Origin of the sequence: Hymenobacter busanensis (genome assembly GCF_008727865.1) — a bacterium.
GTDB classification, from domain to species: domain Bacteria; phylum Bacteroidota; class Bacteroidia; order Cytophagales; family Hymenobacteraceae; genus Solirubrum; species Solirubrum busanense.
The window spans coordinates 391,093-415,338 of the sequence record NZ_VTWU01000003.1; the positions used below are offsets into that span (position 1 = coordinate 391,093).

General features: G+C 62.7%; 21 protein-coding genes. 9 read left to right on the forward strand and 12 right to left on the reverse strand.

The genetic code is table 11. The features are described 5' to 3' along the window. Positions 1 to 26: 26 nt before the first annotated feature. Positions 27 to 2,954 (reverse strand): aminomethyl-transferring glycine dehydrogenase, encoded by a 2,928-nt coding sequence (gene gcvP / locus F0P96_RS09615; protein WP_151078646.1) that lies wholly within the window; start codon positions 2,952 to 2,954, stop codon positions 27 to 29. A gap of 203 nt (positions 2,955 to 3,157) precedes the next feature. Between gcvP and F0P96_RS09620 the strand changes: the two genes are divergently transcribed. Beyond that, a complete protein-coding gene (locus tag F0P96_RS09620) occupies positions 3,158 to 4,393 on the forward strand; it encodes an NAD(P)-dependent oxidoreductase (RefSeq protein WP_151078647.1) in 1,236 nt (411 codons plus the stop codon). Positions 4,394 to 4,409: 16 nt separating this feature from the next. Here F0P96_RS09620 and F0P96_RS09625 read toward each other — a convergent pair whose 3' ends face one another. From F0P96_RS09625 to F0P96_RS09650, 6 genes are all read right to left on the reverse strand, one after another. After that, positions 4,410 to 5,225: a DUF1206 domain-containing protein gene (locus tag F0P96_RS09625; RefSeq protein ID WP_151078648.1), complete on the reverse strand. Its 816-nt coding sequence runs from the start codon at positions 5,223 to 5,225 to the stop codon at positions 4,410 to 4,412. A gap of 87 nt (positions 5,226 to 5,312) precedes the next feature. Next, positions 5,313 to 6,152 (reverse strand): DUF1206 domain-containing protein, encoded by an 840-nt coding sequence (locus F0P96_RS09630; protein ID WP_160620251.1) that lies wholly within the window; start codon positions 6,150 to 6,152, stop codon positions 5,313 to 5,315. Positions 6,153 to 6,197: 45 nt separating this feature from the next. Next, the gene (locus tag F0P96_RS09635) at positions 6,198 to 6,770 is read right to left on the reverse strand and encodes a DNA-binding protein (protein WP_151078650.1); all 573 of its coding nucleotides are present in this window, start codon (positions 6,768 to 6,770) and stop codon (positions 6,198 to 6,200) included. Between the two features lie 131 nt (positions 6,771 to 6,901). Continuing rightward, a complete protein-coding gene (locus tag F0P96_RS09640; protein ID WP_151078651.1) occupies positions 6,902 to 7,120 on the reverse strand; it encodes a CsbD family protein in 219 nt (72 codons plus the stop codon). 65 nt (positions 7,121 to 7,185) lie between these two features. Continuing rightward, on the reverse strand, positions 7,186 to 7,851 hold the full coding sequence (locus F0P96_RS09645; protein ID WP_151078652.1) for a hypothetical protein: 666 nt from the start codon (positions 7,849 to 7,851) through the stop codon (positions 7,186 to 7,188). Positions 7,852 to 7,882: 31 nt separating this feature from the next. Beyond that, positions 7,883 to 8,635, reverse strand: a complete 753-nt coding sequence (locus F0P96_RS09650) for a hypothetical protein (RefSeq protein WP_151078653.1) — start codon at positions 8,633 to 8,635, stop codon at positions 7,883 to 7,885. Between the two features lie 211 nt (positions 8,636 to 8,846). Here F0P96_RS09650 and F0P96_RS09655 point away from each other — a divergent pair, with 211 nt between their 5' ends. After that, a complete protein-coding gene (locus F0P96_RS09655; RefSeq protein WP_151078654.1) occupies positions 8,847 to 10,391 on the forward strand; it encodes a hypothetical protein in 1,545 nt (514 codons plus the stop codon). Positions 10,392 to 10,455: 64 nt separating this feature from the next. On the opposite strand, the gene F0P96_RS09660 is transcribed toward F0P96_RS09655, so the two are convergent. Beyond that, positions 10,456 to 10,743, reverse strand: a complete 288-nt coding sequence (locus F0P96_RS09660) for a hypothetical protein (RefSeq protein ID WP_151078655.1) — start codon at positions 10,741 to 10,743, stop codon at positions 10,456 to 10,458. A gap of 139 nt (positions 10,744 to 10,882) precedes the next feature. On the opposite strand from F0P96_RS09660, the gene F0P96_RS09665 reads away from it, so the two are divergent. Then, the gene (locus F0P96_RS09665; protein ID WP_151078656.1) at positions 10,883 to 11,305 is read left to right on the forward strand and encodes a DUF6799 domain-containing protein; all 423 of its coding nucleotides are present in this window, start codon (positions 10,883 to 10,885) and stop codon (positions 11,303 to 11,305) included. Positions 11,306 to 11,327: 22 nt separating this feature from the next. Here F0P96_RS09665 and F0P96_RS09670 read toward each other — a convergent pair whose 3' ends face one another. Beyond that, on the reverse strand, positions 11,328 to 13,223 hold the full coding sequence (locus F0P96_RS09670; protein ID WP_167291197.1) for a WG repeat-containing protein: 1,896 nt from the start codon (positions 13,221 to 13,223) through the stop codon (positions 11,328 to 11,330). Between the two features lie 187 nt (positions 13,224 to 13,410). Here F0P96_RS09670 and F0P96_RS09675 point away from each other — a divergent pair, with 187 nt between their 5' ends. Both F0P96_RS09675 and F0P96_RS09680 read left to right on the forward strand, forming a co-directional pair. Continuing rightward, positions 13,411 to 13,815 (forward strand): hypothetical protein, encoded by a 405-nt coding sequence (locus F0P96_RS09675; protein ID WP_151078658.1) that lies wholly within the window; start codon positions 13,411 to 13,413, stop codon positions 13,813 to 13,815. Positions 13,816 to 13,891: 76 nt separating this feature from the next. Continuing rightward, on the forward strand, positions 13,892 to 14,902 hold the full coding sequence (locus F0P96_RS09680) for a hypothetical protein (RefSeq protein ID WP_235917442.1): 1,011 nt from the start codon (positions 13,892 to 13,894) through the stop codon (positions 14,900 to 14,902). Here F0P96_RS09680 and F0P96_RS09685 read toward each other — a convergent pair. Beyond that, positions 14,899 to 15,432: an RlpA-like double-psi beta-barrel domain-containing protein gene (locus F0P96_RS09685; protein WP_151078660.1), complete on the reverse strand. Its 534-nt coding sequence runs from the start codon at positions 15,430 to 15,432 to the stop codon at positions 14,899 to 14,901. The genes F0P96_RS09680 and F0P96_RS09685 overlap by 4 nt on opposite strands. A gap of 417 nt (positions 15,433 to 15,849) precedes the next feature. Between F0P96_RS09685 and F0P96_RS09690 the strand changes: the two genes are divergently transcribed. From F0P96_RS09690 to odhB, 3 genes are all read left to right on the forward strand, one after another. Beyond that, complete coding sequence (locus F0P96_RS09690) at positions 15,850 to 17,046, forward strand: L-dopachrome tautomerase-related protein (RefSeq protein WP_160620249.1); 1,197 nt, start codon at positions 15,850 to 15,852, stop codon at positions 17,044 to 17,046. Between the two features lie 260 nt (positions 17,047 to 17,306). Further along, the gene (locus tag F0P96_RS09695) at positions 17,307 to 20,159 is read left to right on the forward strand and encodes a 2-oxoglutarate dehydrogenase E1 component (RefSeq protein WP_151078662.1); all 2,853 of its coding nucleotides are present in this window, start codon (positions 17,307 to 17,309) and stop codon (positions 20,157 to 20,159) included. Between the two features lie 92 nt (positions 20,160 to 20,251). Further along, positions 20,252 to 21,937: a 2-oxoglutarate dehydrogenase complex dihydrolipoyllysine-residue succinyltransferase gene (gene odhB, locus F0P96_RS09700; RefSeq protein ID WP_151078663.1), complete on the forward strand. Its 1,686-nt coding sequence runs from the start codon at positions 20,252 to 20,254 to the stop codon at positions 21,935 to 21,937. Between the two features lie 144 nt (positions 21,938 to 22,081). On the opposite strand, the gene F0P96_RS09705 is transcribed toward odhB, so the two are convergent. Continuing rightward, positions 22,082 to 22,411, reverse strand: a complete 330-nt coding sequence (locus tag F0P96_RS09705; RefSeq protein WP_151078664.1) for a group III truncated hemoglobin — start codon at positions 22,409 to 22,411, stop codon at positions 22,082 to 22,084. A gap of 240 nt (positions 22,412 to 22,651) precedes the next feature. Between F0P96_RS09705 and F0P96_RS09710 the strand changes: the two genes are divergently transcribed. After that, the gene (locus tag F0P96_RS09710) at positions 22,652 to 23,146 is read left to right on the forward strand and encodes a DUF4126 family protein (protein WP_151078665.1); all 495 of its coding nucleotides are present in this window, start codon (positions 22,652 to 22,654) and stop codon (positions 23,144 to 23,146) included. Positions 23,147 to 23,174: 28 nt separating this feature from the next. Here the strand turns inward: F0P96_RS09710 and F0P96_RS09715 are convergent, their stop codons facing one another. Further along, positions 23,175 to 24,149, reverse strand: coding sequence for an EamA family transporter (locus F0P96_RS09715; RefSeq protein WP_151078666.1), 975 nt, complete (start codon positions 24,147 to 24,149; stop codon positions 23,175 to 23,177). Between the last annotated feature and the right edge of the window lie 97 nt (positions 24,150 to 24,246).

Consider the following 24,246-nt stretch of genomic DNA (forward strand, 5'->3'; position numbering starts at 1 on the left):
GTTGCCGGTTCGAGCCTACAGGCTAGTTAGTACGACGGACCTTTGTCGGTGGGTACCAAGTGTTCTTCCTGGTCGGCATACGCCTCAATGGGCGTGCAGGCGCAGATCAGGTTCCGGTCGCCGAAGGCCGAGTCGATGCGCGACACCGAGGGCCAGAACTTGAAGCGGCGGGCAAAGTCCGTGGGGTAGGCGGCCTGCTCACGCGAGTAGGGGCGCGTCCACTCCGCGTGCAGCAGCACGGCGGCGGTGTGGGGCGCGTGCTTCAGCAGGTTCTCCTTGGCGTCGGCGCGGCCTTCTTCTACGTCGCGGATTTCCTCGCGAATCGAAATCATGGCCTCGCAGAAGCGGTCCAGCTCTTCCTTGCTCTCCGACTCCGTCGGCTCCACCATCAGCGTGCCCGCTACCGGGAATGATACCGTGGGCGCGTGGTAGCCGTAGTCCATTAGGCGCTTGGCAATGTCCTCTACTTCGATGCCGGCTTTCTTGAACTGGCGGCAGTCGAGGATCATTTCGTGGGCGCAGCGGCCGTTCTGGCCGGTGTAGAGCACCGGGTAGTGCTCCTCCAGGCGGGCCTTGATGTAGTTGGCGTTCAGGATAGCCGTTTGCGTGGCCGCCTTCAGCCCGTCGCCGCCCATCATGTTGATGTAGGCGTAGGAGATGGGCAGAATGCTGGCCGAGCCCCAGGGCGCGGCCGACACCGCACCGCCCGAGCGGCCGTCGGCATCCACCACCACGTGACCGGGCAGGTAGGGCGCCAGATCGGCCACTACGCCGATGGGGCCGACGCCGGGGCCGCCGCCGCCGTGGGGAATGCAGAAGGTCTTGTGCAGGTTCAGGTGGCACACGTCGGCGCCGATGTTTGCCGGCGAGGTCAGGCCCACCTGGGCGTTCATGTTGGCGCCATCCATGTACACGCGGCCGCCGTGCTCGTGAATCAGGTTGCAGATGTCGATGATGCTTTCCTCGTACACGCCGTGCGTGCTCGGGTACGTCACCATCAGGCAAGAGAGGTTGGCCGAGTGCTGCTCGGCCTTGGCCCGGAGGTCGTCGAGGTCGATTTCGCCTTTCTCGGTGCTTTTCACCACCACCACCTGCATGCCGCACATCACGGCCGAAGCGGGGTTGGTGCCGTGGGCCGAGGCCGGAATCAGGGCCACGTTGCGGTGATGGTCGCCGCGGGCTTCGTGGTAGGCCTTGATGACCAGCAGACCGGCGTATTCGCCCTGCGCACCCGAGTTAGGCTGCAGGCTCACGGCATCGAAACCGGTGATTTCGCACAGCCAAGCCTCCAGGTCGCGGAAGATTTCGGCGTAGCCCTGTGCCTGCTCCCGCGGCGCAAAGGGGTGCAGCTGGCCGATTTCGGGCCAGGTTACCGGAATCATTTCGGCCGTGGCGTTGAGCTTCATGGTGCACGAGCCCAGCGAAATCATGGAGTGCGTCAGGCTCAGGTCCTTGTTTTCCAGCTGCTTCATGTAGCGCAGCAGCTCGTGCTCGGAGTGGTGCGTGTTGAAGACCGGGTGCGTGAGGTACTCCGAGGTGCGAATCAGGCTCTTCGGCCAGCTCAGCGCGGCGTCGGCCGGGGCGGCGTTGCCTTCGGTGGAAGCAGGCGCCTGCTTGCCCAGCACCTTGGCGAAAGCGCGCAGGATGTCGGCCACGTCTTCGGCTTCGGTTTTTTCGTGCAGCGAAATGCCCACGTTGCCCGTGCCAAAGTAGCGCAGGTTGATGCCGTTGGCTTCCAGCTCGGCGCGCAAAGCTTGTTGCAGCTCGGCGCTTTCCAGCGTCAGGCTCACCGTATCGAAGTAGTTCTCCACGTTCAGCTCCACGCCCAAGCCTTGCAGGCCCTCGGCCAGCTGGCGGGTGAGCAGGTGCACGTTGGTGGCAATCTGCTTGAGGCGCTCGGGGCCGTGGTACACGGCGTACATGCCGGCAATAACCGACAAGAGCACCTGCGCGGTGCAGATGTTGGAGGTAGCTTTTTCGCGGCGGATGTGCTGCTCCCGGGTCTGCAGGGCCATGCGGTAGGCCTTGTTGCCGGTGGCGTCCACGCTCTGGCCGATGATGCGGCCGGGAATCACGCGCTTGTAGGCGTCTTTGGTGGCCAGGAAGCCGGCGTGCGGGCCGCCGTAGCCCAGCGGCACACCAAAGCGCTGCGAGTTGCCCACCACGGCATCGGCGCCCATCTCGCCGGGGGCGGTGAGCAGCGTGAGGGCCAGCAAATCGGCGGCTACGACGACGAACTGGCCGTTGTCGTGGGCTTTGGAGATGAAATCGGTGTAGTCGAATACCTCGCCGTCGGCGGCGGGGTACTGCACAATGGCGCCGAACAGGGCCTCGTCCGAGAGGTCGGCGGTGCGGTGGTCGCCCACCACCAGCTCGATGCCGAGCGGCGTAGCGCGGGTGCGCAGCACGTCGATGGTCTGGGGCAGCACCTGCTCCGAGACGAAGAACTTAGAGGCGTTCTTCTTTTTGCTCAGGCCGTGGAACATGTGCAGGGCCTCGGCGGCGGCAGTGCCTTCGTCGAGCAGGCTGGCGTTGGCAATTTCGAGGCCGGTCAGCTCAATTACCATCGTCTGGTAGTTGATGAGGGCTTCGAGGCGGCCCTGCGCAATTTCGGCCTGGTAGGGCGTGTAGGCCGTGTACCAGCCGGGGTTTTCCATGATGTTGCGCAGAATCACCGGCGGCATCTGCGTGTCGTGGTAGCCCAGGCCGATGAAGGAGCGGAACACTTGGTTCTGGCCGGCAATGGCTTTGAACTTGCGCAAAAACTGCCGCTCTGTGAGGGCGGCAGGCAGGTTCAACTCGCGCTTCAGGCGGATGCGCGCCGGCACTGTTTCGTTGATGAGCTGGTCCACCGACTTCACGCCGATGGTGTGCAACATCTCGGCCACGGCCGCTGCGTCGGGACCGTTGTGACGGTCAACAAACACGTCGGCGGGCTTGAAGGACAACTTCATACAGAAAACGAATGGGTTGGCGGGGAAATAGACCTCGGTAAGGCCCTAACAAAGGTAGGCCGAAAAGGCTTTGGGAAAACCGCTTTTGCAGGCAAAAAGTGCGGCGCGAAGCAAAGCGCACCCGTGGGCCTAGCGGGCGTGCGCCGCCACCTTCCAGCCGAAAAAAGTAGATTTGCTGTTCCACATCTTTCCCCGTTACCGCTATGTCACCCCTTAAACTCGGCTTGATTCGCGAAGGCAAAGTGCCCGTTGACCGCCGCGTGCCGCTCACGCCCAAGAAATGCGTGGAAGTGCAGCAAACCTGGCCGCAGGTGCAGGTGGTGGCCCAAAGCAGCGACATCCGCAGCTACTCCGACCAGGAATACCGCGACTTGGGCCTCGCCGTGCAGGCCGACGTAGCGGATTGCGACGTGCTGATGGGCGTGAAGGAGGTGCCCAAAGACCAGCTGCTGCCCAACAAAACGTACTTTTTCTTCTCGCATACGATTAAGAAACAGCCGGCCAACCGCGAGCTGCTGCGCCAGGTGCTGCAGAAAAACATTACCCTCGTCGACTACGAAGTGCTGACCAATGCCCGCGGGGAACGGATTGTGGCGTTTGGGCGCTGGGCCGGCATCGTGGGCGCCTACAACGGCCTGCTCACCTACGGCCGCAAGCACGGCCTCTACCAGCTCAAGCCTGCCTACCTCTGCACCGACCTCGACGACATGCAGGAGGAGTACTTCAAGGTTAAGGCCCTGCCGCCCATCAAAATGGCCGTGACGGGCTCGGGGCGCGTGGCCCAGGGTGCCCTGGAGGTGCTCCAGAAAATGGGCCTGCGCCGCGTGAGCGTGTACGACTACCTCTACCACGATTTCGACGAGCCGGTATATACCCAGTTGGGCTCTTCCGACTACAACCAGCGCCGCGACGGCCGCGTGTGGGACACGCCCGATTTCCACCGCAGCCCCCAGGAGTACGTCTCGACGTTTGACAAGTACCTGCCCGTGACCGATCTGCTCATTGCCTGTGCCTACTGGCACCCCGAAGCGCCCAAGCTCTTCACCGAAGCCGATACGCGCCGCCCCAACTTCCGCATCAACACCATTGCCGACGTCACTTGCGACATCGACGGCTCGGTGCCCGTAACCAAGCGCAGCACCAGCATCCCCGACCCTGCCTTCGACTACAACCCCACCACCGGGGAACTGGCGCCGGCCTATTCGCACCCGCTCAACATCACGGTTATGGCCGTCGATAACCTGCCCTGCGAGCTGCCGCGCAATGCCTCGCGCGACTTCGGCCGCCAGCTCATCGACAACGTGCTGCCTCACCTCTTCGGCGGCGACCCGGAGGGAGTGATTGAGCGCGCCACCATTGCCCGCGGCGGCCAGCTCATGCCTCGCTACCAGTATTTGCAGGATTACGTAGGCGAAACATTGGCCGAGGCCTCGCACTAATTGCCTGCGCCGGGAGCTACGGCCGCGGCAGCAGCGGGTAGCGGGCGCGCACCAGCATGTACACCCCGTAGGCCACGAACCCGGCGGCCACGGCCAGCAGCACGCCGGGTCCCATGGTGCCGAGCAGGTCAAAGGCGCCGTCAGTGTCGCGGGCTTCACGCGGGTTGCTGTGCCAGGCGGCCAGCAGCAGGTAGTAGCCGAGCAGGCCCCACACCACGCCCCGGGCCACATAGCCCACCTGCCCGATGCGGTACACCAACTGCCAGGGATACTCCGCGAGGCGCCGGCCGTTTACCTCGCTGGCAATGGTGCCCGAAAAGGCCTGGTACACCTGAAACATGGCCACCCCGATAACGCCCAGCGCCACAGCGCCCAGTAGCCACGGGCCGTAGGGCTGGTGCATCAGGCGGCTGATGAGCGAGCGTTGCGATTCGCCTTCGGGCACGTGGGCCAGCAGGGCCAGCCAGGCGGCGTAGTAGGCCAGCCAGCCATAGCCCAAGGCACTGCAGGCGAAAAACACGCGCTTGCATATGCCTACGGTGTCGTAGCTGCAGTTTTCGGTGTTGAAAGCTGCCTGCGCGAATCGCCAGAGCACGTAGCCCGCCAGGCCCACGGCCAGCAACGCCAGCAGCCAACGGCCCAAAGGCAGGCGACTGATGGTGAGCAAGGCTTGGTCGCGGTCGGCGGTGGTGCGCACGCCTTCGGCCGCCATAATAGCTAGGATGCCCAGCAGCAGATACACCACACCCTGCGCCACCAAGCCCAGCCGGGCAATCAGCCAGAAAGCCCGTTCAGGAGCAGAAAGCGACGGAAAAGGGGCAAGGGAAGGCATCGGACTATGCCAGGGGAGGAGTCCTATGCATACGCAGGCCCCGAAAGATTGGGTTGTTGAACCCCGACAGCTGGCTGCGTACGTCGGCTATACGCCGTGCAGAATGGGGTATTTGGCGCGCACCAGCATGTAGAGGCCGTAGCACACGAAACCCAGCGCCACCACCAGCAGCACGCCGGGGCCCATAGCGCCCAGCCAGTCAAAAGCCGCTTCGGTGTCCTGCGCTTCGTTGGGGTTGGCGTGGCGGGCGGCTTGCAGCAGAAAATAGCCCAAAATGCCCCACACCACGCCGCGGGCCGTGTAGCCTACCTGCCCCATGCGGTGCACCAGCCGCTGCTGGCTCGCCGGCAGTTGGCTGCTGTTGACGTGCTTGGCAAACGAGCCCGAGTAGGCCCGGTATATCTGATAGAGCCCCGCGCCGATAACGCCCAGCGCCGCCGCGCCCACCAGCCACTGCCCGTAGGGCTGCTCCAGCAGCGTAGCCACCACCGATTGGCGGGTGTTGCCGCCGCTGCCTGCGCCGGCGGCCGTGTTTTCGAAAGCGGCTTTGCCAGCGTAGTAGGCCAGGCCTGCGTAAATCAAGCCGCTGAACGCGAAACTAGCTCGTTGCGCTAGTCCTTTGGCATCGTGGCCCTTGTTTTCGGTGTCGCGGAAAGCCTGCGTCAGGCGCCAGACCACGTAGCCGGCCAACCCCAGCGCCACCAAACCCAGCAGCCAGCGGCCTAGCGGCATATTCTGGATGGTTTGCAGCACCTGCTGCTTGTCGGCGGTGCGGCCGCCGCGGCTGCCGGTGGCCGCCAGCACTGCCAAGATGCCCAGCAGCAGGTACACAATGCCTTTGGCCGCGAAGCCAAAGCGGGCCAGGGTGCGCAGCCCCGACGAGGCGGACGCCTGCAGGCCGGGGGCAAATGAAGAAGACAAAGCCATAAGGAAAGACGAAACAACCTGCATACGGATGAGCCGCCGAGGTGGCTACGTGCCGGCGCCGCGGGCATTGCCCAACACCCCCGAATGCCACACGCGGGCCCCTTGGGCCAGCAGCACCTGGTTTTCGGGCAGATCGAGCGTGAAAACGGGTTTGCCGCGCACTGCCTCGGACAGGAGAAGTTGCTCCAGGTTGCCGCCGGGGGCAGCGTAGGGCACAAAAAACGCCTCGGCCAGCTCGGCAATGAGCAGGTTGCGGATGTCGGCGGTTTCCTGCGTAATGCTGCGCACGTCGGGCTCGAAGGGCGTGACGAACAGCAGGCGGTTGTCGGCTATTTCGGGGCCGTACTCGAGCCGGAGGTTGGGCTGAATGCCGCGCCCCAGCACGTACACAATCGGTTGCTGCTCGCCCTGCAGCAGGTAGCGGAAAACGGTTTGCTCGAGCCGGGAGTGAAACCCCGACAGCACGCAGCGGTTGCGGTAGCGCTGCTCCATAGCCCATAAAAACGTGGGCCGCTCGGCACTAAGCGGATACTCGCGCGAGCAAAAAAAGGCAGTTTTGGGCCGTTGCAACAGGGTGGGGTTGCCCAGCGTCCGGAGTTCATCCGGGGCGATGCTCATGACGGTGTTAGGAAACGGAGTGGAGAGGCAAACGGTGGGCTCGGAGCGCGGGTGGTCGGGAGCTAAAAAAACGTCCCACACCGTTGGGGGTGTGGGACGCGTGCTGAATGCTACATACAGGCCACCACCGGCTAGAAATTGCGGCGGAACCAGTTCTTGATGTCGTCTACGGTTTCGCCGGTTTTGCGCTCCAAGCGGCCCAGCCACTCGTCCTGCTTGCCTTCGGCGTAGTCCAAGTCGTCGTCGGTGAGGTTGCCCCACTGCTGCTTGGCGCGGCCCTTGATCTGGTTCCAGTCGCCGCGGGCGCGGAACTCGGTAGCGTCGTCGAGTTTATTTCGGTTAACGTCCATGACAAAAGGTGTTTGGGTGTGAAGGGAAACGTGTATCCTCTTACGCACCCCTGTTGTCGAGGTTGTTAATGGGTGCTGAAAAGCGCCGCCAGAATCACGATAAGCAGTACCACCTGGCTGCCCAGCGCTACCCCAAAGCCAGCCGCCGCTTTGCCCGCCTTGCGGCCCTGGGCCTGCTTGCGGTAGCCCGTGTAATAATCGGCGTCGTTAAGCAGTTCCGGCTGCGGGGCGTGCAGGTTTTCGCGCTTGGGCGGCGTTACGCCCAGGGCCACCCCCGTGCCAATACCCGCCAGCGGACCCACCACAATCAATGCGCCGGCGTAGGTAGCCCCAAACGTGCCCCAAAACACCCCTTTCGAAGGCTTGTAGTATTTGCGGGCGTCGGCTCGGCCCTTCTGTTGCCGTTGCGTGGCCGTAAGCCCCACCAGGGTGTTTTCGGGCGCGGGCGTTTCAGCAGCGGGGTTCATCAGCTCTTTGGTGCCGTTGGCGTAGCGCACCAAGAACACCTCTGGCCGCGCCATGTCCAGCGTATCGGTAGGGCGCCGAGCCGAATCGGCCAAGGCCAGGTAGCGAATTTGGGTGGGCGTAACCACGAGCACCCGCGCCGGAATTTCCTGCCCGTCGTTGCGCAGAATCACGTCGACGGGCGAAGTGGCGGACGGGAGTTCCTGAGCCTGCCCGGTGGCGCTCAGCAAAAGCAGCAACAGGCCAAAAAAGAAGCGAAGAAGCATGGCAAGTACCAGAAGAAAGCCACCGAAAAGGCTAACGGCGGCGGGTGGTGAAGCCCAATAGCAAACTGATGCGGGCCCCACCGTTGCCGGGCACCACCGCTACGTTGACGGGAAAATTCAGCCCGCTGGGCGTGTGGATGGTGGTGCCGGCGGCCAGCGCAATGCCCACACTCACGGGCGTCAGGTTCGGGCCCAGGCCCAGCTCAAACCCCTTGGGGCCGCGCACGCCCAGCAGCGCGTTCAGGCTCGGAATGAATTTGCCTTGCTCGAGCCCCCCAATCAAAGGCACAAACTCAAACAAGCCCGAGGTGCCGTTGGGCAGGCGAAACAGGCGGGTTTCAAACTGCCAGCCGAACTGCGTCAGAAACGGGTTGAGATTGAACTCGTCTTCGGCGTAGGTGGCGGCGCCGCCGGTGAGCACCGTGAAGCCCAGCCGTGGCCCGCTTAGCTTGATGCCGTCCCAGGCGCTGGGGTCGTCGCCGGGCACGGTAGGGCCGCTGCCAGGGGGAGTGACGGCGGCCGCCGCACCGGTAGTGGCTGGTGCGGCCGCGTTCAGCACGTCCTTGGTACCGTTGGCGTATTTAATCATGAACACATCGGCGCGCGGCAGCACATACACCGGGCCTTCGGGGTTGTCGATGCGCTTGTAGCGCACTTCGGCCGGTGTCACCTCCAGCACCCGCACCGTTACTTCGTCGCCGTTGCGTTTGGTAAGCAGGTCCTGGGCCTGCAGGGCGGTGGTCAGCAGGCAGGCGAAAAGGAAAAACAGTAGGCGAGCTTTCATATCCGGTTCAGTATTGTGCTGGAAAAGTACACACTCTTCCGGTACAAGTGCGCATCCAATTATTAGCATTGACAGACTTTACAGGTAGATATACTTGTGCTTGATAATTCTGTTTATCAATTATTTACAATGATTAAAAAGGAGTTTGGATAACTTCCTGTTTTTAAGCTGAATTGCGTAGCATTGCAGTAGCTACTTCACCCGGCTTCGCATGGACGACCTTCGCACTACCCTTGGCACCTTTTCCCCCGACGACCGAAAGGAGTTCCTGCGCTTCCTGCAGCGGCAGCGCCGCAAGGAAAAGGGCCGCAAAGACGCCAATCTGTGCGAATTGCTGTGGCACAAGCGCGAACTGTCGACCGAGGCGCTGCTGGCCCGACTCTACCCCGAGGAACCCAATCCGGTAGCGTATTACGCCCTGCGCAAACGTCTGCTGCGGCAGGTTACCGACTTTTTGCTGCTCAAACAGCGCGACCAAGACCCCACCGCGGCCTCCACCGTGCGCGGGCAGCTCAGCCTGGCCCAGCACCTGTTCGAGGCTGGCGTGCCGCGCCTGGCGTGGGCCACCCTGCGCAAAGCCGAGAAGCTGGCCGCCCAGAACGAGCAGTATGAGCTGCTGAACACTGTGTACAACCTGCAGATTGAGCACGCCCACAGCGAGCATGCCGAGCCTATCGACGACATCATCCGGCGGCGCAACCGCAACAAGCCCGCCGCCGAGGAAGAAGAGCGCGCCGCCATTGCCTACAGCCTGATGCGCCAGCGCCTGAAGCTGGCCCGCACCCAAGGCCGCTCGGTCACTTCGTTCGATGAAATCATGCAGGACGTACTGCGCGAATACGACCTGCAGGAAGCCTTTGCGCGGCGGCCGTCGTTGCTCTACCGGCTGTTGTCCATTGCCCGCTCGGCCATGCTCGTGCGGCGAGACTTTGCCTCCTTCGAGCCCTTTGTGCGGCGCTGCTACCACCTCATGGAAAAGCGCCACGGCTTTGCGCCTGCCCAGCGCGCCTATCAGCTTGGTCTGCTCTACATGATTGCACACGCGCTCTACCGCAACCGCCGCTTCACCGAGTCGGTGGCCTACCTGGAGCAGCTGCGCGGGCTGCTGGCCAACGGCGCCCGCAGCCTGCAGGCAGAGTTTTACCCGAAATACATCTTTCTGCTGGCCGCCAACAACGCCTTCCTGCACCGCAACGCCGAAAGTATTCAGTTGCTGGAAGAGTTGCTGCGCACCCAAACGCTGAACCCGCGCGACCAGCTCACGGCGCAGTTGGGCCTCGGCTTTCACTACTTCGCCGAGGGCAAGTACCAGCGCACCAATCACACCCTGCAAGCCATTGGCCGCACCGACCACTGGTGCGAAGAAAAAATGGGCGTCGAATGGTTGCTCAACAAAAACATGGGCGAGCTGCTCACCCAGCTCGAAATGGGCAACGCCGACGTGGCCGGTCACCGCCTGCGCGCCATCGACCGCCTCGTGCGCGACCGTTTCGGCCCCGATGGCGGCAGTTACCGCTATGTGCTCAGCTACCTGGCCCTGGTGCGCGAACTAATCGAGAATCCCGACGCTGCGGCCCGCCCGGAATTTGCGCAGAGCGTGGCCCAAATGCCGCGCTTCCTGCCCCTGGAGCGCGAAGATTTGCAGGCTCTAAGCTTCTACGCTTGGTTGAAAGCCCGCGCCGTGGGCCGGCCCTACTACCAAGTGCTGCTGGAGCTGGCCGAAACGCCGCCGGTACTGGTCAAAACGCCCGCGTAGCACACAAAAAACGCCCGCTGCTCGGGTAGAACAGCGGGCGTCACAGCTAAAACAAGCCGAAAGCTTATTTCTTGTCGGTTTCAGCGGTCTTGTCAACTACGCCGTCGGCGGGCTGGTTGCGCACTACAGCCGTGTCGCCTTTCTCGGGGGCGGTGGCAGCGTTAACGTCGGCGGCAGCGTTGTCGGTAGCGTTTTCTACGGCGTCGCCAGCAGCTTCGGTGTTGGCAGCAGCATCGTTAGCAGCGCTTTCCGTGGTGGCTTCGGCGTTTTCCTGGGTTTTCTCGCTGCACGAGGTGGTAGCGAACAGACCGAAAGCGGCCACGGCCAGCAGGGTTTTGAATGTCATTTTCATGGCGAATGATGGAAAGGTTGTGAGCACTTTGATACACCGCGGCGGGCAAGGTAACCCAGGTACCTGGGTTTTTTACTGCAAAACTGCCTGCCGCCGCGCCGCGTAGGGGCACTGGGTAGCCGTCAGCTTCCATTTTCTCATGGCTTTTCTCTTTCGAGTGCTTTGTTGCTTGCTGCTGCCCATTCTGGCCCAGGGGCAGGCAGGCGCTTCTTCCGACGACGGGTTTGTGCGCCGTAACGGTACCATGCACGTGCTGCGCCACGGTCAGCTGCGGCCACTCACGCGTGAGATTCACCTCCCCAACGGCCGCACCGTCACACCCGACGGCTTTGTGCTCGACCCTGCCGGTGGCCGCACCGAGCTGGCCGAAGGACAAGGCTGCACGTTGCTGGGGCAGCCCACCGCTGTTCAGCCCCAACCCAACGGCCAGTGGGCACTGCGGCCGGCCATGCCGGCACCTGCGCCGGCAACGGCGGTAGGCGCCACACCAGCGCGGATAAGCTGGTTGCCGCCCGGCTGGCGCAAAAAATGGCACGGCAAGAAAAAAGGCCGCAAGCATTAAGACCGACCGTTGGGGCTTGTTCTTAATCCTGCACCGGGCGGGCGCGGCGGTCGATGGTGAACGTACGGCCGTTTTGGCGCACGGTGGCGCGTCCATCGGCAAAATCAGTGGCCGATTCGTAGCGGCCAAATGGCTCGGTGGTGGCGGTGGAGTCGCTTAAGTATTCGGGGTCGATGAACGTGTAGCTCCCCTGCACGCGCACCCGGGCCAGGCCATTGTGAAACGGGTAGGCTTCTTGAAAAATGCGGGGCCGTTTGGGCAGCGGGCCGGCCCCGCTCAGGTAAAACCAGCCCCGGCGGTCCAGCACCGGCGCAAAGCCCTCGGCAAAATCGTAGGCGTTGTAGAAATAGGCGTCGAATTCGGTTCCGTCTTCGTCAATGAACGTGTACACGTCGCCGATGCGGACCCGCGCGAAGCCTTCGTGATAGGGGTTTAGGGCGTCGTAGGCGGGCGCTACTACTTCCTGGCCTTGCTCGTCGATCAAGCCAAAAGCGCCGTCGCGCTCCACTACCGCCCTGCCTTGCTCAAATGGCTGCACCGAGGCGTACCGGGCCTCGATGATGGGCTTGCCGTCCTCGGCAAATCCCCACCGGCCATTTTCCTGGTAGGGGGTGGGCACTGAGGTCAAAAACCGGCTCAGTACCCACAGCAGCAAGAGCAGCCCGATGCCGCTGGCCAGCCACAGCCCGCGCGTTTGAGCCGACTGACCCAGCGTCAACTGCCGGGCGAAGTGCGTTACGCGGCTGGTGGCCTTCTTTGATATAGTCCCCAAAGTCGCTGCCAGCCCAGGTGCAGAAGCAGCCGCTGGGGCGGCTGAGGCGCCGGACGGCGCAGGGCGGGGTGGCGTGGGGGCGGCAACAGACGGTGCCGCCGCGGCCGGCGGAGCAACGGACTCCGCAGCCGCAGGGGCACCAGCTACCGGCTGCAACTGTTGAATCAGCCGCTCCAGGGCCTGGATCTTGCCGTCCAGCTCTTGGTTGCGCTGCTGCCAGTCGTGCTGCGACTGCCGAATATTCTGCTCGACCTGTTCTTTGGCCTGGGTTTCGGCCCGGAGGCGCACCTGCAGCTCGGCCACCTGCGGAGCTGCGGCCGATTGGGCCTGAGCCAGTTCGGTGCGCAGCTGCGCAATGCTTCGTTCGCGTTCGGCTTCGCGGGCTTCCAAGGCCCGTAGCTGGGCATCCACTTGGTGTTGAAGGTTGGCTTGCAGCTCCTCCAGCTCGTGTTTGCGGTCTTCGCCCCGGGAGGCCAGCTCGTAGGTGTCGGCCGGCAGGTCGTCCACGTCTTCGGCGCCCAACCAGCGCCACAGCTGCCGCGCTGCCAGCTGCACCGACCCGCCCAGGGTGCCCGCGCCAACTTCCGGAGCTGCGGCCGGCACCGCAGCTACATCGGGCGCCGCTGGCCACCGGGCCGCCAACTGGTTGGCCAGCTCCAGGATATCGGCGGCGGTGAGGTCGATGGCGGGCGTGGCCAGCTGGGCCAGGCGGCGGGGCAAACGGCCTAGCTGCGGCAGCAGCTGGAACTGGGCCGAGCCGGGTTCGGCAGCCATGCTGGCTTCCACATCGGGCCCAAACGTGAGCGGCGCCATTGGTACCAGCAGCCCCGTTACAAACTGCGCATTCACAGACTCGGCGGGCAACAACGGCTCCAGCAAACGCAAAAAAGTGTCGCGCTGCTGCCGGAAGGCTATAAACGGGTTGTCGGCACCCGCGGCTGACAACGGGAGGCCTTCGAGCAGCCACGCGCCGTGGCCGAACGCGGGAATGCGCAACTGCCCGCCCTGGGGTTGGAGCGTGAGCAGGGTGATGCTATGCGGGCGTATCACGGCCGCGTCGAGTGCGGTGTCTGCGGTCAGCGGAATTCGGCCCAGCAGCAGAGTAGGCGTGTCGTCGGGCGGCAGGCCGGCCAGGGTCGCACGCATCGCATCAAAAGCCGCTTGGCGAGCTGCGTCGGGGAAGGGAGAAGCGAGGAGAACGTGCAGCATGGAAGGGGCCCGGCAGCGAAAAAAGGGCCTGTTGGCGGCAATAGCGGAGCCAACTTTTTCCGGGTGGGCTGAGTATACGCAACCAGCCCCCGCGCTTGTTTGCTGATTTCTTTTTCTGGCCTGTATGGACTCGCTCAACCCCACTCCCGCACACCAACCCGAATTTCACGCGCCGCTCGAAGTAACCGACGGGCAGCATTCGGCTTTGATAGACGACACCCTGGCGCTGCTCAACGACGGCGTGCCGAGCAAGGAAAATGAGTACGGAATGCGCGAAATTGAGCGGTGGGCCGAGGTGCTGCGCGCCACCGAAAAGCCCGGCCTTGCCAAAATCATTCAGGCCCTCGACAACCTGCGCGAGCAACTCACCGGCGACGGTGCAACCGAAGCCCACGACCTGGCCGAAACCCTGGCCACGCTGGGGGCCGAAACCAGCAAAGTGGCCGACGAAGCTGCGGGCGGCTACGGCCCGCCCCTGGCGCAGCTAGGCAAGTTGCTGATCAAGATGGGCTCCACGCTCTCGCGCTAGCTGCGGCTACCGCTTGACGCCGCCGGCCGCGTTTGGTTTCGTACCGAGCGCGGCCGGCGGCGTACTTTTGCGGCCTATGTCCGCTTCCGCCTCCCACTTCGCCCTCTACGACCCCTTCGCCCGCATGCAATTCGGCTTGCCGAACTGCTTCCTTTGCGGTGCGCCGCTCGATCCGGCCGTCGATACCATCCCGGTTTTTGCCGATTGGCTGCTTGAGCGCTACCAGCTGGCCGAGCGCCCCATTCAGATGCTCGACCAAAGCACGAGCACCTTCGCCGAAACGCGCATTCCGTGCTGCCCCACTTGCCGCACCCAGCACGTAGAGCCGCTCGAAGCGCAGGTAGCCGCCCACACCGCCGCCAGCCCCGAAGGCCTGCGTGAGCTGGACAGCCAGACGCTGTTTCTGTGGTTGGGCAAAATGTTCTACGGCATCTTCGTCAACGAGCTGGAACGCGAAAAAGCGCCGCTGATTAAGCCGCGCTATCCGTTGTCCGAAAACCGGGCGCTGTTCACGCGCTTCCGCAGCTTTTTCCAGGTGCTACAGGCTCTGCGCGTGCCCATGCGCTACGACGATTTCACGCCGGGCTCCATGTTCTTGCTGAACGTGGCCACCGGCCCCGACGACCCCGCCTTCGCTTACGACGACGACTTGGCCACGATGGTCTTCAGCATCCGCTTGGGCAACGTGGCCGTCGTCAGCTGCCTGCTCGACAACGCCATTCTGCTCGACGTGATGCGGCGCGTATACGACGACGCGCGCCCCCGGCCGCTGCACCCGGTGCAGCTGGCCGAATTCAAGGCGCGCGTCTATTACGGAGCGTATCTGCTGAATGCGGTGCCGGAATACTTTCCCCGGCCCGTGCAACCGGGCGACGAGGAACTGGTGATGGATACGTTCCTCGACGATATTACCGGCGTGGTGTTCAATCCGTGGCAGAACTCGGGCTACGTGCAGGCCTTGGAAGACCTCTGGCGCCCGTGGAATATTGGTATAGCCGATATTTTACGAAATCCGGCGGAGCCGCTCAGCTATTTATACGATGCCGAGGGGCAGCCGCGGACGCTAACGCAATTCCCAGAGGCCTAACCGGCCGTCCAGGCAAGTTCGGGGGCCGGCGTGGCCGGGCGTTCGGGCACGGGCGTCACGCGCACGTTGTGCCACATGTCCGACAAATGGGCTTCGGAAGGGTGCACCAGCACATCGAAGCAGTGTTTGTGGCGACGGTTCATCGTGTCGTGAATGACGTACACACCGTCTAACTTGGGCGAAATGCCCGTTACCCGCACCGAGTCGCCGAATTTGAAGGGTCCGCCCCAGCGTTGGAGCAAGTCGCGCGAAATGGCGGCCCAGCGGCTCTTGCTGGTTTGGTGCGGGGAGATGCGCGAATTGTCGGCGGTTACGAAGGGCTCGGCATCGGTTTGCCCGGGTTCGGCCATATACACCGTGGCCGTTACGCGGTAAGTAGGCAGCTTGCGCGGGGGGCGCTGGTAGGCTACCGTGGTTGGGGTGGGCTTCACTTGCACCACGCGCGGCGTCAGCGGCGCGGTCGGAAGTGGTTGGGGAGCGGGGGAGTAGGAAGGAAGAAAAAGGTACAGAAGAAACAGCGCAATAGACATGTCCGTTGGGTTCGTGGCTCCCGCTTACGCCTGAGGAGAATGAGGCCCCACCGTCGCGCGGTGGGCAGAAGGGCTTCAACTTGATTTCGGCCCATAAGGTTCCCGTTGAGCTTGATCAAGAAAGGCTAAGTTATTCTTTTGAATTAATTAAGCAATATTAATTATTGTAAAAGTTTTAAAAAAGGGCTTAAAATGGCCATAAAAGCTGCTTTTGTCATAATCGTCGGCGTCGGGCAATTAGCGGTTCAGTTGGCCGAAAGCCGACCGAGTTTGAGCGCGCCGGAAGGAAACGAGCCTCGGTTCGGCCGCATTTCAATGGCTAACCAAAGGAACTTGGCCGGCAGCAAGACGTACAGCCTACACCCACGTGTTTCTGTTGCCGCTACGGCCCCAATTCATTCCACAACCCGTCGACTCATGCACATTTTACCTTCTTTGCCGGCGCTGCCCATCGCCCGGGCAAGCCTCGTTCTCGGAGTTGCTCTGCTGACTCTGGGATGCTCCAACAACAACGCCCCCGATTCGGCGGCTGGCACCACGCCGGCCGACAGCACTGCCGTAGCCGGAGCTGCTCCGGTTGCGCCCGCCAACTCGCCCTTGCAGGTAGTAGCTGAATTGCGCGAGCCGCAGTTTGTGGGCGTTGCCGTCACCCCCGACAGCCGCATCTTCCTCGTGTCGCCGCGCTGGGACTACAACCCCGTGAATCCCATTGCCGAAGTAGGGCCCAACAACACCTTGAAGCCCTACCCCGATGCCAGCTGGTGCACTTGGAACGACTCGGTGCGCAACGAGCCCGAGAAGCACTGGATCTGCCCCCAGGCGGCTTACGTCGACCGCAGCGGCATGCTGTGGGTCCTCGACCCCGCCGCGCCCGGCCTCAAATACACAGTGCCCGGCGGCCCCAAGCTGGTCAAAATCGACCCAAAGATCAATCAGGTGGTGCAAACCATCCGCTTCGACCAAACCGTGGCCCCGCGCAAATCATACCTCAACGACGTGCGCATCGACCTCGACAATAACTACGCCTACATCACCGAATCGAGCCAGGGCGGCATTGTGGTCGTCGATCTGAAAACCCAGAAGGCCCGGCGGGTGCTCACCACGCACCCCTCGGTGAAAGCCGAACCCATTCGGCTGAACGTGGAAGGCAACCCCATGCTCGACCCGATGGGCAAGCCCGCCAAGCTGCATTCCGACGGCATTGCCCTGAGTGTCGACAACAAGCATCTTTACTACCACGCCGTGACGGGCTACACGCTTTACCGCATTCCTACCGCCGCGCTGCGCAATGCCGCGCTCAGCGAAGAGCAGCTGGGGCAGCAAGTTGAAAACCTGGGCAAAACGCCGGCCTGCGACGGGCTGGAAATCGATAAGGCTGGTAACGTTTACCTTACCGCCATCGAGCAGAACGCGGTAGTGCGCCGCACGCCCGACGGCAAACTCGAAGAGTTGGCCAAAGACCCGCGCCTGCAGTGGCCCGATACTTACGCCCTCACAGCAGATGGCACCTTATACGTCACGGCATCGGCCATCCACAAAACCCCAACGTGGAACAAGGGCGTCGGCAAGCAAAACCAGCCGTATCGACTGTTTAAAATGAAGCTACCGCAGTAGGCATTATGTCCTGACCTGCCGGAATTTCAAAAGCCTCGCTCAACCTTGGGCGAGGCTTTTCGGTATGTTAACATTCTGGTTACCGATATAGGGCCTGTTTGGCTTTGAGGCTGTGGCTTCTTAAACCAGTACAATGGTTAGATAAAGTACAAGTGCGTAGTTTATGTATTTGCTGATTAATTGTATTCGTGTATGCGAATACATATTTGTGCATGCATAAGTAGCCACTACTTTTGTCTCTTCCAACATAGCCGTTCTCCATGGACGCATACTCTTATATCGCCAACGCCCACGGCGACTACATCGACCAGCTGTACCAAGCCTACAAAAACGACCCCGAGTCTGTAGACTTTGGCTGGCGCAAGTTTTTCGAAGGTTTCGACTTCTCGCAGACCTACCCCGAAGACGGCAGTGCCGAACAACAAGCCGGCACCGGCGTGCTCACCACGGCCGCTTCCACGCTGGGCACCACCGCCATCCGGCCCGCCGATTCGGTGGCAGCCGACAAGGAAACGGCGGTGCGCAACCTCATTCATGCCTACCGCAGCCGCGGCCACTTGCGCGCCCGGACCAACCCGGTGCGCGAGCGGAAAGACCGCCACGCCCGGCTCGACTTGGCCGATTTTGGCTTGAGCGAAGCCGATCTGGACACTTCGTTCCGCAACGGCGAGCTGATGGGCCTAGGTGCCGATGCCAAGCTGCGCGACATTGTGGCGGCGCTGGAGAAGATTTACACCCGCACCATCGGCTTCGAGTACATGTACATCCGCGACCCGCGGGTGCTCGACTGGTTCCGCGAAAAAGTGGAGCGCGACTCGCTGAGCTTCAACCCCGGTGTGGAGTACAAAAAACGCATTCTGAGCAAGCTGAACGAGGCGGTGGTGTTTGAGAACTTCCTGCACACGAAGTTCCTCGGCCAGAAACGCTTCTCGCTGGAAGGCGGCGAAACCACCATTCCGGCGCTGGATGCCATCATTCAGAAAGGTGCCGAGCTGGGCGTGGAGGAAGTCGTGATTGGCATGGCGCACCGCGGCCGCCTGAACGTGCTGGCCAACATCATGGGCAAAACCTACGAGCAGATCTTCTCGGAATTTGAGGGAACGGCCGTGCCGGATTTGACCATGGGCGACGGCGACGTGAAGTACCACATGGGATACTCGTCGGAAGTAGATGCGGCCGGCGGCAAGAAAGTGAACCTGAAGCTGGCCCCGAACCCCTCGCACCTGGAGGCGGTGAACCCCGTGGTGGAAGGCTTCGTGCGCGCCAAGCTCGACCACCAGTACGGCGGCGACTACAAGCGCAGCATGCCCATCCTGATTCACGGCGACGCGGCCGTGGCGGGCCAGGGCATTGGCTACGAAGTGACGCAGATGTCGCAGCTGGAAGGCTACAAAACCGGCGGCACGGTGCACTTCGTCATCAACAACCAGGTAGGTTTCACCACCGATTTTGAGGATGCCCGCTCGTCGATTTACTCGACGGATTTGGCCAAAATCATCGACGCGCCGGTGCTGCACGTGAACGGCGACGACCCCGAAGCCGTGGTGTTTGCCGTGCAGCTGGCCACCGAGTACCGGCAGCAGTTTCAGGCCGATGTGTTTGTGGACATGGTGTGCTACCGCCGCCACGGCCACAACGAGTCGGACGAGCCGAAATTCACGCAGCCGGCCCTCTACAACCTCATCAGCAAGCACCAGAACCCGCGCGAGGTATACAACGCGGTGCTGGTGCAGCGCGGCGACGTAGATAAGGAACTGGCCAACCAGATGGACCGCGAATTCCGTGACCTGTTGCAGGCCCGCCTGGACATGGTGAAGCAGAAGCCGCTGCCCTACAACTACCAGGCCCTCGAAAACGAGTGGCGCAGCCTGCGCCGCGCCAAGCCCGAGGACTTCGACCAGTCGCCGGCTACCGGCATTGGGCAGGACGTGGTGGAGCGCGTGGCCAAAGCGCTGACCACCATTCCGGAAGGCTTCAAGCCCATCAAGCAGATTGAGAACCTGCTGAAGGAGCGCAACAAGATGTTTTACGAAACCAAGGTGCTGAACTGGGCAGCGGGCGAGCTGCTGGCCTACGGCTCCTTGCTGACGGAAAACCACATTGTGCGCGTGAGCGGCCAAGACGTGCAGCGCGGCACGTTCTCGCACCGCCACGCCGTGCTGCACGACGCCGTTACTTCGGCGCCGTACAGCTCGCTCGACCACATCGAAGGCCCGCACGAGAAGCTGCACATCTACAACTCGCTCTTGAGCGAGTACGCGGTGCTGGGCTTTGAATTCGGCTATGCCATGGCCAACCCCACCGCCTTGGTGGTGTGGGAAGCGCAGTTCGGCGACTTCGCCAACGGCGCCCAGACGATGATTGACCAGTTCGTGGTGTCGTCGGAAAGCAAGTGGCAGCGCATGAACGGGCTGGTGATGCTGCTGCCCCACGGCTACGAAGGCCAGGGCCCGGAGCACTCCAACGCCCGCCCCGAGCGGTTCCTGCAGCTGGCGGCCGAAAACAACATCGTGGTGAGCAACATTACCACGCCGGCCAACTTCTTCCACCTGCTGCGCCGCCAGCTCACGTGGTCGTTCCGCAAGCCCTGCGTGGTGATGTCGCCGAAGTCCTTGCTGCGTCATCCGCTGTGCGCCTCGCCGCTGGAGGAATTTACCTCCGGTTCGTTCCGCGAAGTGCTGGGCGACACCTACGCCGAGGCCAAGAAAGTGAAGCGCGTGCTGCTGTGCTCGGGCAAGGTGTACTACGACTTGCTGGAAGAGCAAACCAAGAGCGAGCGGAAAGATGTGGCCATCGTGCGCCTCGAACAGCTGCACCCGTTCCCAAAAAAGCAACTCGACGCCGAGCTGAAAAAGTACCCGAAAGCCGAGCTGATTTGGGTGCAGGAAGAGCCGGAAAACATGGGTTACTGGAACTACATGCTCCGCTTCATGCGCCGCGAGCTGGCCGACGTGGTGGCCCGCAAGCCCTCGGCTTCGCCCGCTACCGGCTACAACAAGGTGCACGTGCAGGAGCAAAAGCAGATTGTGGCCCGCGCCTTCGGTATTTCAACCCCGGAAGTCGACGCCGGCAACATCAAAGCCACCGTAGAAGTCGCCAAGAAGCAGGACTAGCGCCGAGGCGGCCGCCCCATTGGTCGGCAGTATCTGCTTTTTGCTTCGCATCTTTCCCCTCCAACTAGAACTCTTCTCCAATCACCTGCTCCATGGGTCTGGAAATCAAAATACCCGCCGTTGGCGAATCCATCACCGAAGTCACCATTGCCAAGTGGCTCAAGAAAGACGGCGAAGCCGTGAAGCGCGACGAGGTCATTGCCGAGCTGGAATCGGACAAGGCCACGTTTGAGCTGCCCGCCGAAGCCGACGGCATCCTGAAAATCCGCGTGGCTGAGGGCGAAACCATTGGCATCGGCACCGCCATTGCCGAAATCAGTGGCGACGGTGCTGCTCCGGCGGCTTCGGCCCAGCCGGCCGCTACGGCCGCACCCGCCGCGCCGGCTGCCGACCCGGTGAAGCAAGGCGAGCAAAACCCGCAGGCCAGCAACCAGTCGGGCTACGGCGGGTCGCAGGCCGGCTCGGCCAACACGCCCACGCCGGCCGCCGCACCCGCAGCGCCGGCCGCTGGCGGTGGCAGCGGTGCCACGGTGGAAATGAAGATTCCGCCCGTGGGCGAGTCCATCACGGAAGTAACCGTGGCCAAGTGGCTGAAACCCGACGGCGCCTCGGTGCAACGCGACGAAGTTATTGCCGAGCTGGAATCGGACAAGGCCACGTTTGAGCTGCCCGCCGAAGGCAGCGGCACGCTGCGCCATGCTGTGAAGGAAGGCGAAACCATCGGCATCGGTACCGTTATTGCCCGCATCGAAGGCGGTGCCGGTAGCGGTGCTCCGGCGGCTTCAGCCGCCGCGGTGGCTCCTCAGGCAGCTACTGCTACCGCCCCAGCTGCGGCTCCGACCGGTGGCAGCTCAGCCTACGCCGCAGGCGTGCCCTCACCGGCTGCCGGCAAAATTCTCGACGAGAAAGGCATCAGCGCCGCCGGTGTGCAGGGCTCGGGCCGCGACGGCCGCATCACGAAAGAAGACGCGCTGAAAGCTCAGCCGCAGGCCGCTGCTCCGGCCCCGGTGGCCGCTCCGGCGTCTTCGGTTCCCGCTGCTCAGCCGCAAACCGACAACGCGCAACCGGCAGCGGGCAACCGCAACCAGCGCCGGGAGCGGATGTCGAATCTGCGCAAGACGGTGTCGCGCCGCTTGGTGGCGGTGAAGAACGAAACGGCCATGCTCACCACCTTCAACGAGGTGAACATGCAGCCCATCATGGACCTGCGCGCCAAGTTCAAGGATAAGTTCAAGGAGAAAAACGGCGTGAACCTGGGCTTTATGTCTTTCTTCACCAAGGCCGTGTGCGTGGCCCTGAAGGAGTGGCCCTCGGTAAATGCCCAAATCGACGGCACCGATATCGTATTCAACGACTTCTGCGACATCAGCATTGCCGTGTCGGCCCCGAAAGGCTTGGTGGTGCCGGTGATTCGCAACGCCGAACTGCTCTCGTTCGACGGCATTGAGAAGGAAGTGGTGCGCCTCGCCACGCTGGCCCGCGACAATAAGCTCACCATCGAGCAGATGACCGGCGGCACGTTCACCATCACCAACGGCGGCATTTTCGGCTCGATGATGAGCACGCCCATCATCAACGCGCCGCAATCGGCCATTCTGGGCATGCACAACATCGTGCAGCGTCCCATCGCCGAAAACGGCCAGGTGGTGATTCGCCCGATGATGTACTTGGCTTTGAGCTACGACCACCGCATCATTGACGGCCGCGAGTCGGTGTCGTTCCTGGTGCGCGTGAAGGAACTGCTCGAAGACCCGACCCGCTTGCTGCTGGGCGTGTAAGCGTAGTCGCGCAACAAACGCAAAAGCCGCGTTCCTGCTTGCAGGAACGCGGCTTTTTTCATTCAGCAAGAGGTGACAATGCGCCCGTCGTATTCCTGCCTGTTGGCTTTAGGGGCAGCTATTTGCTTAGTGCTGCAAGCGCGCTTAGCGGCGGGTTTTGTCGGCTTCGGTTCTGGAAAAATCCGCGCACACAGTATCGAAAAACAGCTGCAGCCACTGCTTGAAGTGCGCGCCTTCGACGGGTAGGCCAACATACCGAGAGAACCGGCGCCCTTTTTTATGCGGATGCCCGAACAGGACCGCGCTCCAGAAATCGGACATCGTGCGCAGGTGCTGTGGCCAGAATAAGTGCGCCACGGCATTGGCAACGGGGCCCAGCAGAGTTTCCTGGGGTGCTGCGTCGTAGAACGAATGCGGCAAAATCTGGATGTCGGTTTCGTTGGCCGTGGCGGAGAGTGGGGCAGCGTTGGGCATGGCGAAGAAAGAAATAGGCAGCGGACAAGACTCGGAATTCACACGTAAACTGGGCAAGCACGCCGCCTGCACAGCTTGCCTAATTGCAAGCCAATGTAAAACACATACAATATAGTTGTTGCATAAACGCGCAGCGTTGTTCAAAAAAGCAATCAGTCGGCAAAACGGAGTTCTGCGAAACCAGCCATCGGTGCCGCCAGCCCGTTTAAGCTCATCGTACCCCACTTAGGCTTCTGAACTATGGCATCTGCATCCTCGGCTTTCTGGAAATCATTCGGGCTCGGCGTGGTAGCGGGCATGCGCAGCATGTCGGCGCCGGCGCTGCTCAGCAGCGCGTTGCGGCGGCGCCCTTCGGGCCGCTTGGCGCATTCGTCGCTCGGCTGGTTTCAGTCGAAGTGGGCGGCGCGGGGACTGAAGCTATTGGCCGGGTCGGAAATGCTGGCCGACAAGTTGCCCCAGATGCCCGACCGCACCGCCCCGCCGGTGCTGGCGGGCCGCGTGGTGTCGGGGGCGTTGGTGGGCGCCATCGTCCACAAGCTCAACCGCGGTAGCTTGCTCAGCGGGGCGGTGGTGGGCGGCGTGGGCGCGGTGGCCGGCTCCTACGCCGCCATGAGCCTGCGCAAGCTGGCCGACCAGCGCACCGACTTGAAAGAGCCCTGGACCGGCGTGGTGGAAGACGTGCTGACCATTGTCAGCGGCAAAGCCCTGCTCAGCGGCCGTAAACCGGGACGATAAGCCGAACGGCGTGCGGCCGAAACGCCGGCTACTTTTTCACGGCCAGGTGTGGTTCGGGAGTTGCTTCGGCGGCCGGCTGTGGCCGGGAGCGGCGGCCGCCCAGCACCACCAGCATCACGGCCAGCACAATGAGGGTAGCGCCGCTGGCCATTTGCGGGTTCAACTCTTCGCCCGCAAAAGCCCAGCCCAGCAGCACCGCCACCACGGGATTCACAAACGCGTAGGTACCGGCCAGGGCCGGCTCCACCATGCGCAGCAGCCAGATGTAGGCCGAAAAGGCAATCCACGACCCAAACACAATCAGGTAGCCAAATGCCAGCCCGGCCTTGAGCGTCACGTTGGCCAGCTGAAACGAGGCGGCTTCGCCGCGCACCAATGCGCCCAGGAGCAGGAAGGCGCCGCCGCACAGCATTTGCATGCCCACGCCCAGAAAAGGCGAGCCGCCCACCGGTTTCTGCTTCGACAGCAACGAACCAATCGACCACATAAACGAGGCAATGAGCACGGCCGCAATGCCCAGCGGAACGTGACCGGGTATGAGTACGTCGCCGCTAATGCGGGTGCTGGCCAGCAAATACATGCCCACGGCGCCCAGCAGCAACCCCACCGTTACGGGCACGGTAGGGCGGGGCGTCAGGCCACTCACCCAACTCAGCAAGGCCAGAAACATGGGTACCGACGCCACCAGCAGGGCCGCCAGCCCCGAGGGAATGTATTGCTGCGAAAACGTGGTGCCCCCGTTGCCGCACAACAACAGGCAGAACCCCGCCAGCGCGGCCCGTTGCCAGTCTTGCCGGCTGGGCGCGGCGGCCCCGCTCAGGCGCACCACGCCGTATTGCACCGCCCCGGCAAGCAGAAAACGCATGCCCGAGAGCAGCATGGGCGGGCACGCGGTAAGTGCCGTTTTGGAAGCCAGGTAGGTGGAGCCCCAAATCAGGTAGATGGACAGCAGCGCCCCGCCCACGAGCAGCGCCGGCGGACGCGGTACAGAAACAGAAGTCATACGAGGTGGAATAGCCCGCAAAACTACGGCAAACCGCGCGGGGCTGCGGGGTGAACTGGGTGCCGGGCTCTTTACGCACAACCCCGGATGCCGTTCT

Excerpts from the sequence above, each read along its gene's own strand:
- gcvP (WP_151078646.1), bottom strand. The coding sequence starts at position 2,954 with ATGAAGTTGTCCTTCAAGCCCGCCGACGTGTTTGTTGACCGTCACAAC.
- F0P96_RS09620 (WP_151078647.1), top strand. The coding sequence starts at position 3,158 with ATGTCACCCCTTAAACTCGGCTTGATTCGCGAAGGCAAAGTGCCCGTT.
- F0P96_RS09625 (WP_151078648.1), bottom strand. The coding sequence starts at position 5,225 with ATGCCTTCCCTTGCCCCTTTTCCGTCGCTTTCTGCTCCTGAACGGGCT.
- F0P96_RS09630 (WP_160620251.1), bottom strand. The coding sequence starts at position 6,152 with ATGGCTTTGTCTTCTTCATTTGCCCCCGGCCTGCAGGCGTCCGCCTCG.
- F0P96_RS09635 (WP_151078650.1), bottom strand. The coding sequence starts at position 6,770 with ATGAGCATCGCCCCGGATGAACTCCGGACGCTGGGCAACCCCACCCTG.
- F0P96_RS09640 (WP_151078651.1), bottom strand. The coding sequence starts at position 7,120 with ATGGACGTTAACCGAAATAAACTCGACGACGCTACCGAGTTCCGCGCC.
- F0P96_RS09645 (WP_151078652.1), bottom strand. The coding sequence starts at position 7,851 with ATGCTTCTTCGCTTCTTTTTTGGCCTGTTGCTGCTTTTGCTGAGCGCC.
- F0P96_RS09650 (WP_151078653.1), bottom strand. The coding sequence starts at position 8,635 with ATGAAAGCTCGCCTACTGTTTTTCCTTTTCGCCTGCCTGCTGACCACC.
- F0P96_RS09655 (WP_151078654.1), top strand. The coding sequence starts at position 8,847 with ATGGACGACCTTCGCACTACCCTTGGCACCTTTTCCCCCGACGACCGA.
- F0P96_RS09660 (WP_151078655.1), bottom strand. The coding sequence starts at position 10,743 with ATGAAAATGACATTCAAAACCCTGCTGGCCGTGGCCGCTTTCGGTCTG.
- F0P96_RS09665 (WP_151078656.1), top strand. The coding sequence starts at position 10,883 with ATGGCTTTTCTCTTTCGAGTGCTTTGTTGCTTGCTGCTGCCCATTCTG.
- F0P96_RS09670 (WP_167291197.1), bottom strand. The coding sequence starts at position 13,223 with ATGCGTGCGACCCTGGCCGGCCTGCCGCCCGACGACACGCCTACTCTG.
- F0P96_RS09675 (WP_151078658.1), top strand. The coding sequence starts at position 13,411 with ATGGACTCGCTCAACCCCACTCCCGCACACCAACCCGAATTTCACGCG.
- F0P96_RS09680 (WP_235917442.1), top strand. The coding sequence starts at position 13,892 with ATGTCCGCTTCCGCCTCCCACTTCGCCCTCTACGACCCCTTCGCCCGC.
- F0P96_RS09685 (WP_151078660.1), bottom strand. The coding sequence starts at position 15,432 with ATGTCTATTGCGCTGTTTCTTCTGTACCTTTTTCTTCCTTCCTACTCC.
- F0P96_RS09690 (WP_160620249.1), top strand. The coding sequence starts at position 15,850 with ATGCACATTTTACCTTCTTTGCCGGCGCTGCCCATCGCCCGGGCAAGC.
- F0P96_RS09695 (WP_151078662.1), top strand. The coding sequence starts at position 17,307 with ATGGACGCATACTCTTATATCGCCAACGCCCACGGCGACTACATCGAC.
- odhB (WP_151078663.1), top strand. The coding sequence starts at position 20,252 with ATGGGTCTGGAAATCAAAATACCCGCCGTTGGCGAATCCATCACCGAA.
- F0P96_RS09705 (WP_151078664.1), bottom strand. The coding sequence starts at position 22,411 with ATGCCCAACGCTGCCCCACTCTCCGCCACGGCCAACGAAACCGACATC.
- F0P96_RS09710 (WP_151078665.1), top strand. The coding sequence starts at position 22,652 with ATGGCATCTGCATCCTCGGCTTTCTGGAAATCATTCGGGCTCGGCGTG.
- F0P96_RS09715 (WP_151078666.1), bottom strand. The coding sequence starts at position 24,149 with ATGACTTCTGTTTCTGTACCGCGTCCGCCGGCGCTGCTCGTGGGCGGG.